Origin of the sequence: Catellatospora sp. NPDC049111 (assembly GCF_040648615.1) — a bacterium.
GTDB classification, from domain to species: Bacteria; Actinomycetota; Actinomycetes; order Mycobacteriales; family Micromonosporaceae; genus Catellatospora; species Catellatospora aurea.
Genome location: NZ_JBEZEB010000055.1, coordinates 46,982 through 54,909, shown reverse-complemented (window position 1 = coordinate 54,909; position 7,928 = coordinate 46,982). Strand labels below are relative to the sequence as shown.

Sequence of the window (7,928 nt, the reverse complement as noted above, 5' to 3'; positions counted from 1 at the left end):
CGCGCGGCCGTCGTGCCGCGCGCGGGCCGGTGGCGTCGGTCAGCCGCGACGCCACTTCTGGTTGGCGCCGCCGGTGCAGTCCCAGGTCTGCAGCGGGGTGCCGGTGCCGCCCCAGGCGGTGACGTCCACGCACTTGTTGGCCTGCGGGTTCACCAGGTCACCCGCGCCGGTGAGCACGAACTGCTGGGCGGGGTTGCCACTGCACCCGACGATCTGGATCGCCGCGCCGGCCGCGGTCGAACCCCAGGCGACGTCCATGCACAGGCCGTTGACGGTGCGGATGGTGCCGTCACCGGGGAAGGTCCAGTTCTGCGCGTTGGTGCCGTTGCAGTCCCACAGCTGCAGGCGCTGGCCGTCGACGAAATTCGAGTTCGGCACGTCGATGCACTTGTCCTGCCAACCGATGATGCGGCTGGTCGAACCGCCGCCCCCGGTGGTGGTGAGGGTGAGCCCGTACGCGCCGAGGATCTCGTTGACGGGCTGGTAGAAGGTGGTGCCACCGGTGGAGCAGTTGCCCGAGCCACCGGAAGTGACGCCCTGGGCCTGGTTGCCGCTCATCCACGCGCCGCCGGAGTCGCCGCCCTCGGCGCAGGCCGTGGTCTGGGTGAGGCCGTACACGGTCCGGCCACCGGAGTAGTTGACGGTCACGTTCTTGGCCTGGATGACGCCGCAGCGCCAGCCGGTGGTGCGGCCCGAGCGGCAGATCGACGCGCCGATCGCGGCCTCCTGCGACCCGGCGACGGCGACGTTGCCGCCTGCGTAGTTGTTGACCCAGGGCCGCGGGGTCCAGTTGGCGTTGGTGCGCACCCAGGCGTAGTCGTTGTTCGGGAACGACGACCCGGCGAAGGTGCCCTGGCTGACGTTGTTGTAGCCGAGCGTGGGGCTGCCCGCGCCGCCGCAGTGACCCGCGGTGACGAAGCCGCCGTTGTTGACCGAGAAGCCGATCGAGCACAGCGTGTTGCCGTTGATGACGTACTGGTCGCCGCCGCGGATGTCGTACAGCGGGCGCGGTGCCCGGCCGGTGACGATCCGCACGTCGGCGGCCGGTAGACCGCTCGCGGCGACGAAGCGGCGCGCGGCGGCCTCACTCGTCGCGCTGACGGTCACGGTGTTGGCGGCAACATCGACGTACCAGCCGTGCACTTCGGAGCCGGCCGCACCGGCCTTGCGGTCCAATGCCGCCTTCGCGGTGTCGAGCTGCCGTTCGGTGCGTGCCACGCGTACGGGCAGCGCGCCCGCGGCGCGGGCCTGCTCGGCGGCGGCCTCGTCAAGCACGCCGACCTTGAGCCGGCCGTCCTCGGGCGAGTACCACGCGCCGGCGAACCGGCTGCCGAGCCGGGCGCGCACGGCGCGCTCGACGACGGGCGCGCCGGCTTCGTGCGCCTGGCGGATCCGGGCCTGGGCGGCGGTCAGGCCCAGGTCGCGTTGCAGTGCCTGCTCCATGCCGGGAGCGGGGTCGGTGGTGGGGGCGGCGGAGGCGGGTGCGGGGGCGATCAGCGCCACGGCGAGCACCGCCGCGCTGGTCAGCGCAGTGAGTCTCACGTCGAGTCCTTCGGGGGTGGGACGGTTCAGGGCGTGAGAGCGCTCTCAAGAAACAGACTTTACTGTGGACCCTTCCGAAGTCAATAGATGTCGATGAATTACTCTGCGTGCCGCACGCGCCACCCCGCGCGCAGAGATCGCCCGACTTGCCAGGCACACGGGCGAAAGCGCGGTCAAGATACGCACAGGTGCCCGGCAAGTCGGGCGATCAAGCGGGCGGCCGCGCGGCGGCGGGCGGCGGGTCAGGGTTCGGGGAAGGACTCGCGGGCGAGGGCGAAGATCTCGTCCGGCGCGGCGGCGTCGTCGGCGGAGGTGACGGCGTCGGTGACGGCCATCGCGATCGCCGCCAGCCGGCTCAGCTCCTCGGCGGGAACCTGCTCGCGCAGCGCGTCGAACTCTTCCTCCTCCTCCAGCTCACCGTGCTCGATCACGGCGTCGCGCAGGTTGGCCAGCTTGTCGGCGAAGTCGTCGTGCTCCAGGCCCAGCTCGTACAGCTCCGTCAGGTCCTGCTCGGCCTGGTCCTCCTCCTCGACCCGGGCGTCCACGACGGCGTCGCCGTCGGCCAGCCGCGCCCGCGCCAGCGGGTGGACCAGCAGCTGCTCGATGCTCTCGTGCACCGCGAGCAGGCGTACCAGCTCGGCGAACAGGTCCCGGCGGCGCGCGCCGCGCGCTCCCTCCAGCTCGTCGAACAGGTCGCCGAGCTGCTGATGCTGCACCAGCAGGATGTCGATCACGTCGCCGTGCTCGTCGGGCGGCATCGGCTCGGCCGCCGGGGGCACCCGCTTGGCCGGGCGCTGCGCCTTCGGCACCTTCGAGCCGGGCGCGCCGTCGTCGGGCGGCACCACGCTCTTCTTGCCCGTGGCGACCTTCGCCATGGGGCGGGCGCGCTGGTCGGAGTGCATGGTCTTGACCAGCTCGCGGACCAGCTCGTCCTTGTGCATGTGCGAGGTCCCGGGCACGCCCGCCTCGCGCAGCAGGGCGCGCAGCTCCTGCACCTTCATCCGGTACACGTCGCGCTCGGCGCGGCCGGGCCGCTCCTGCTGGGCGTCGCCGGGCGTCTCGTCGTCCGCCGGCTCGCGCTCGGACATCCCGCGTCACCTCACAAAGTCCGTTTCGTCACCATAGTGACCGACCTCAGGGACACCGCGGGCCGAAACGGCGGCATACCCACCATGCGGGAACCCCCGCCGCCGCGGCCGCACCGCCCATGATCGCCCGACTTGCCAGGCAACCGGGCGAATGGCTCCTCAAGATACGCACAGGTGCCTGGCAAGTCGGACGACCTTGGTGTGGTGCGGCACCGCACCGCACCCGTGCCGCGCGGGTGGGCGGGGCTGCCGGAGTCCTCGCGATCCGCGAAGATGGGCGCATCCATCGACGGAGGTCGCCATGATCGATAGTGTCCGGCACGAAGGCTCGCCCGCGTTCCGCATCGCCATGGCGGTGATCGTGCTCGCGGCGGCCGGGGCGGCCGCGGCCGTCATGGCGGTGCCGGGGCGCGGCCTGTGGGCAGGCAACACCGGCACGCTGTACACGGCCCACCACAAGATCCTGGTGGGCCTGCTGGGGCTCTGCGCGCTGCTACTGGCAACCGGGCGGCAGCCGCGATTCGTCGGGGCGGCGGGAATGGCGGGCGCGATCACCGCGGCGCAGCTGTGCGCCATCGGGGTGTGGGCGGCCCGGCACTGGCGGCCGATGATCGGCATGAACGGCATCCCCGAGGCCAACCTCGGCCAGGTCCGCACCCTCGCCCTGGTCATGGCCGCGAGCGCGGCCGTCGCGACGCTCGCATGCCTGGCCGTCGTACGACGCAGCGGAGTGTGGCGGCCCGCCGCCCTGGACGGTCCCCGGCGGCGCGGGCTGCTGCTCGCCGCGACGGTCGCCGTCGCCGTCCTGCCGGTGCTCGGCATCGTCGAGCGGGACTTCCTGACGATGAAGATCGCGACGCATGTCCTGCTGTACTCGCTGCCCTGGGCCCTCGCCGTCGCGGCGTGCGTCCGGCTGCACCGGCCCGCCGCCGCGGCCGCCGCGCTCGCCGTAGGCGTGAGCGCGCTCGCCCTCACCGGCGGGACCGCCGCCAGCGCCGCCAAGTACGGCGAGGTCTCCTACCTTCTGCCCGCGCTGGTCGCGTTCTCGGCCGTCGCCGCGGTCGCGGCCGGTGTCCTCGTGATCGCCCTCCGGGACGCCGACGAGCAGCTCCCGGCGGCGCTGCCCGAGCACGGCTAGCCGAGTCAGCCCGCGGTCAGCCGCCCAGGTCGCCGGAGCGGTAGTGGCGGCGGCAGAGCACCTGATACCGAACCTCGGCCTGGTCGGCCGCGGCCGTGTCGCCGATGACGACCTGCTCGCCCTCGCGGGCCACCGAGCCGTCGACGATGCGGGCGTTGAGCAGGCCCTCCCGGCCGCACCAGCACAGCACCTCGACCTGCAGCCGGTTCACCTCGTCGGCCAGCTCGAACAGCCGCTGCGCCGCCGGGAACAGGTATGACCGGAAGTCCGACGCGAGCCCGAAGGCGTACACGTCGACGTCGTAGGAGTCGACCAGGTCGGCCAGCTGCTCGATCTGCTCGACGGTGTAGAAGCACGCCTCGTCGCAGATCAGGTAGTCGATGCGGGCCCCGTCGCCCCACTCCTTGCGCACCAGCGCGATGAGGTCCAGGTCGTCGGTGACCTCGACGGCCGCGTGGGCCAGCCCGATCCGCGTGGTGACCTGCGGGCCCATGGACCGGTCGTTACGGGTCAGCACCAGGCCGCGGCGGCCCTGGCGGCCGTGGTTGTGATCCATCTGCAGGGCCAGGGTCGACTTGCCGCAGTCCATCGGGCCCCAGAAGAACTTCAGGGCCGCGCCGTGGCGCAGTCGGCCGTCCCCCGCGGACTGGCAGTGCGCCGGGGCGATGGTGGGTTCGTCAGCAGCGGTCACGGTGGGGCAGCCTAGTGGCTGCCCCACCGTAATCGGGAATCCGTCCCGGCGATTCGCCGGCCCCGGGCGTGTCAGAGCTTCTCGGGGGGCGTGTTGCCGACCGCGGCGATGGCCCGCGCCATCGGCACCATCAGCAGCATGATGAACCCGGCGACGAAGAACACGATCAGCGAGATGATCGCGATCCGGTACGAGCCGGTCAGGTCGTACGCGAGGCCGAACAGCAGCGGCCCGAGCCAGCTGGTGCCCTTGTCGGAGATCTCGTAGAGGCCGAAGTACTCGCCCTCCTTGCCGCGCGGGATGAGCTGGCTGAACAGTGAGCGGCTCAGCGCCTGGCTGCCGCCGAGCACGATGCCGATCGCGCCGCCGAGGATCACGAACGGGACCGCCTGGCCGTATGGCAGGAAGAACGCGGCGATGAGGATCGCCGTCCAGCCGACCAGGCTGCCGAGCACCGTCTTCCACGCGCCGTAGCGCTTGGCCAGCCTGCCGAGCAGCATCGCGCCCGCGAACGCCAGGAACTGCACCATCAGGATCGTCGGCATGAGCACGGTGTTGTCGAAGCCGAGCTGCTTGGAGCCGTACGTGCCCGCCATCGCGATGACGGTCTGGATGCCGTCGTTGTAGATGAGGAACGCGCCGAGGAAGAACAGCGTCAGCGGGAACGCCCGCATCTCCTTGAGCGTGTGCCCGAGCTGCTTGAAGCCGTCGATCAGCACCGAGCCGCGCGCGGTGCCCGCCGGGGACGGCCGGTCGCGCAGCCACAGCAGCGGCAGCGTGGTGAACGCCGCCCACCACACGCCCGCCGACACCAGCGACCAGCGGGCGATCTCGCCCTGGTTCTCCTCGCCGCCGATCAGCACCACGATCACGTTGAGCAGCAGCAGCAGGCCGCCGCCGAGGTAGCCGAAGGCCCAACCGCGGCTGGACACCCCGTCGCGCTCGTTCTCGTCGGCGATCTGCGGCAGGAACGAGTTGTAGACCACGATGCTCGCGCCGAAGGCCAGGTTCGCCACCAGGAACAGCCCCGCGCCGAGCTGGTAGCGGTCACCGGTGAGGAACACCAGGCCGCAGGTCGCGCCGGCGCCGATGTACGCGAAGATCGCGAGCCAGATCTTCTTGCGCGCCGCCCGGTCGGCGATCGCGCCGACCACCGGCAGCAGCAGCACCTGCAACACCACCGACAAAGAGGTGGTGTACGCGAACAGCGAGCCCGCCTTGAACGACATGCCGAGCAGGTGCACGTCACCCGCGGCGTCGGCCCCGTTCTCGGCGATGGCGGTCAGGTAGGGGCCGAGGAAGGCGGTGACCACCGTGGTGGAGAACGCGGAGTTGGCCCAGTCGTAGAAGTACCAGCCAACCCGTTCACGTTTGGTGCTCTCGCCGTAGCCCTCAGCAGGAGCGGGGGGTGCGCTGACATCAGCGGTCATGCCTTCTCCTCGCTTTGCTCGTCGGCAGCATGGCTAAGCCCGCTGATTCGTTCGCTGCGCTCCCTCATGCAAGGTCCTTCCAGAGGCCCCGGTGCGTGAAAACTTCCCGTAACACGTCGATGCGATCGGTCATGATGCCATCCACACCGAGATCAAGTAACCCCTCCATCACGGCAGGATCGTCGACCGTCCACACGTGGACCTGGAGCCCCAGCGCGTGCGCGTGGTTCACGAACCGCCGGTCCACCAGGCGCACCGCACCGAAGCGGATCGGCACCTGAGCAGCCACGACCGAGGGCGGCAGCGCGATGCGCCGGCCCAGCCGCGAGGACAGCCAGAGCCGGGCCGTCTCCCGCTGCGCCAGCGAGGTGGCGTACGCCGGACCGGCCAGCGCCCGGGTCCGCTGCAACCGGGCGTCGGAGAAGGAGGCCAGCAGCACCTGCTCGGGGGTGGCCCGGTCGTGCACCGCGGCGACGGTCGGCTCCACCGCCGCGTCGGCCTTGATGTCGATGTTGAACCGGATCTCCGGCCAGGCGTCGAGGACCTCGTCGAGCCGCGGCACGGCGGCCGCCCCGGCGACGCGTACCGTCTGCAGGTCTTGCCAGGTCATCGAGGCGACCGCCTGCGGCTCACCGGCGACGCGGCGCAGGTTCGCGTCGTGCAGCACCACCGCGACCCCGTCGCGGGTGGCGTGCACGTCGGTCTCCACGTACCGGTAGCCGGCTTTCACCGCCCGGTCGAACGCGTCGGCGGTGTTCTCGTCGCCCTCCGCCGCGCCACCCCGATGGGCGAAGGCGAGCGGCGGCGCGGCGAGATACGGATGGGGGTGACCCTGCGGCGTCTCCATCTGGGAAAGCTTGCCACTGCCGGGTGCGGATGGATGGCCCGCGTACTGACCGCTCGCCAACAACGGGCGACATCGGTGAGAATGTCCGCACCACCGCGTCGAAACAAATCGATCTTTCCAGGGACGTTCGTGTCTTGAAGGGGTGCTCAGGTGGCCGACGACGACCCAGTGGACTGGCTGCGACAGCTGTCCCCGGTCCAGCGTGCGCTGCTGGACCGGCTGGCTGACGGCGCGACGATAGCCGCGGCCGCCGCCGCGGAATACCTGTCGCTGCGCACGGCCAACCGCCGCATCGCCGACCTACGCCAGGAGCTGGGCCTGGCCACCACCCGCGAACTGGTGGCCGCCTACCGCTCACGCCGGGGTTGACGCTGCTCAGCGCGCGGTGCGCGGCCTCGCGCGGCGGGTCTCGGTGGGGCGGGACGGGTCGGTGAAGCGGGGCGCGTCGGGTTCGTCGGCGCGCAGCGGGACCAGCTCGGCCGCGATCGCGTCGATGATGCGGTCGGCGATGCGCTGCGCGGCGCCCGGCCGGGCCTCGTCGATGCCGGACAGGTCGACCGGCGGGCCGACGTGCACCCGCACCCGCGGCCGGTGCCGCAGCGACCGCCAGACCATCGGCCACATGCCGGTCGGCGCGGCGTACGGGATGACCTCGTGGCTGCCCCAGATCGCGATCGGCACGACCGGTGCGCCGGTGGCCAGTACCAGGCGGCCGACGCCGGTGCGGCCGCGCTCGGGCCACATGCCGGGGTCCAGGCCGATCCGGCCCTCCGGGTAGATCATCAGCGGCGCGCCGCCGTTGAGCGCGGTCACGCTGTCGGTGACGGCGTTGCCGGCGGTCGGCTCACCCCGGTCCACCTGGATGTGACCCTGCCAGCGCATCAGCGGCCCGATCACCGGAGTGCGGAACAGCCCCGCGTTCGCCATGATCCGCGGGTGTACGCCCAGCCTGCGGAACGCCGCCGCGACCGCGACCGGGTCGAACGGGCTGATGTGGTTGGCCGCGAGGATCAGCGGGCGGCCGCGCAGTGCCGCGGGGATGTCCCCGGTGACCTCCATGCGGGTCAGCAGCCGCACCGCGCCCTCGGCGAGCAGCATCGCGAAGCGCAGCAGCGGGGGCGGGGACCAGTCGGTCGAGGGGCTCACGGTCCACGATCCTGCCATGCGCCGTCCACGGCCCGGGGAGTTGTTC

8 protein-coding genes are annotated in these 7,928 nt (G+C 71.8%); 2 read left to right on the top strand and 6 right to left on the bottom strand.

Annotated elements, in window-relative coordinates; genetic code table 11:
• Positions 1-39: 39 nt before the first annotated feature.
• Together AB0B66_RS39865 and AB0B66_RS39860 are read right to left on the bottom strand one after the other, a co-directional pair.
• A complete protein-coding gene (locus AB0B66_RS39865) occupies positions 40-1,542 on the bottom strand; it encodes a ricin-type beta-trefoil lectin domain protein (protein WP_360540155.1) in 1,503 nt (500 codons plus the stop codon).
• A gap of 242 nt (positions 1,543-1,784) precedes the next feature.
• Positions 1,785-2,630 carry a hemerythrin domain-containing protein gene (locus AB0B66_RS39860; protein WP_360540153.1) on the bottom strand — a complete coding sequence of 282 codons (846 nt, stop codon included), beginning with the start codon at positions 2,628-2,630 and terminating at the stop codon, positions 1,785-1,787.
• A gap of 301 nt (positions 2,631-2,931) precedes the next feature.
• Here AB0B66_RS39860 and AB0B66_RS39855 point away from each other — a divergent pair, with 301 nt between their 5' ends.
• Positions 2,932-3,768, top strand: a complete 837-nt coding sequence (locus AB0B66_RS39855) for a hypothetical protein (RefSeq protein ID WP_360540151.1) — start codon at positions 2,932-2,934, stop codon at positions 3,766-3,768.
• 16 nt (positions 3,769-3,784) lie between these two features.
• Here AB0B66_RS39855 and AB0B66_RS39850 read toward each other — a convergent pair whose 3' ends face one another.
• From AB0B66_RS39850 to AB0B66_RS39840, 3 genes are all read right to left on the bottom strand, one after another.
• A complete protein-coding gene (locus tag AB0B66_RS39850; protein WP_360540161.1) occupies positions 3,785-4,435 on the bottom strand; it encodes a thymidine kinase in 651 nt (216 codons plus the stop codon).
• A 95-nt stretch (positions 4,436-4,530) separates the two neighbouring features.
• Positions 4,531-5,889 carry an MFS transporter gene (locus AB0B66_RS39845; RefSeq protein WP_360540149.1) on the bottom strand — a complete coding sequence of 453 codons (1,359 nt, stop codon included), beginning with the start codon at positions 5,887-5,889 and terminating at the stop codon, positions 4,531-4,533.
• A gap of 64 nt (positions 5,890-5,953) precedes the next feature.
• Positions 5,954-6,736: a glycerophosphodiester phosphodiesterase gene (locus AB0B66_RS39840; protein ID WP_360540147.1), complete on the bottom strand. Its 783-nt coding sequence runs from the start codon at positions 6,734-6,736 to the stop codon at positions 5,954-5,956.
• A 150-nt stretch (positions 6,737-6,886) separates the two neighbouring features.
• Between AB0B66_RS39840 and AB0B66_RS39835 the strand changes: the two genes are divergently transcribed.
• Positions 6,887-7,105: a hypothetical protein gene (locus AB0B66_RS39835; RefSeq protein WP_230686784.1), complete on the top strand. Its 219-nt coding sequence runs from the start codon at positions 6,887-6,889 to the stop codon at positions 7,103-7,105.
• Positions 7,106-7,111: 6 nt separating this feature from the next.
• On the opposite strand, the gene AB0B66_RS39830 is transcribed toward AB0B66_RS39835, so the two are convergent.
• Entirely contained in the window at positions 7,112-7,882 is a 771-nt protein-coding gene (locus AB0B66_RS39830) for a lysophospholipid acyltransferase family protein (RefSeq protein ID WP_360540145.1), read from the bottom strand.
• Positions 7,883-7,928 lie beyond the last annotated feature (46 nt).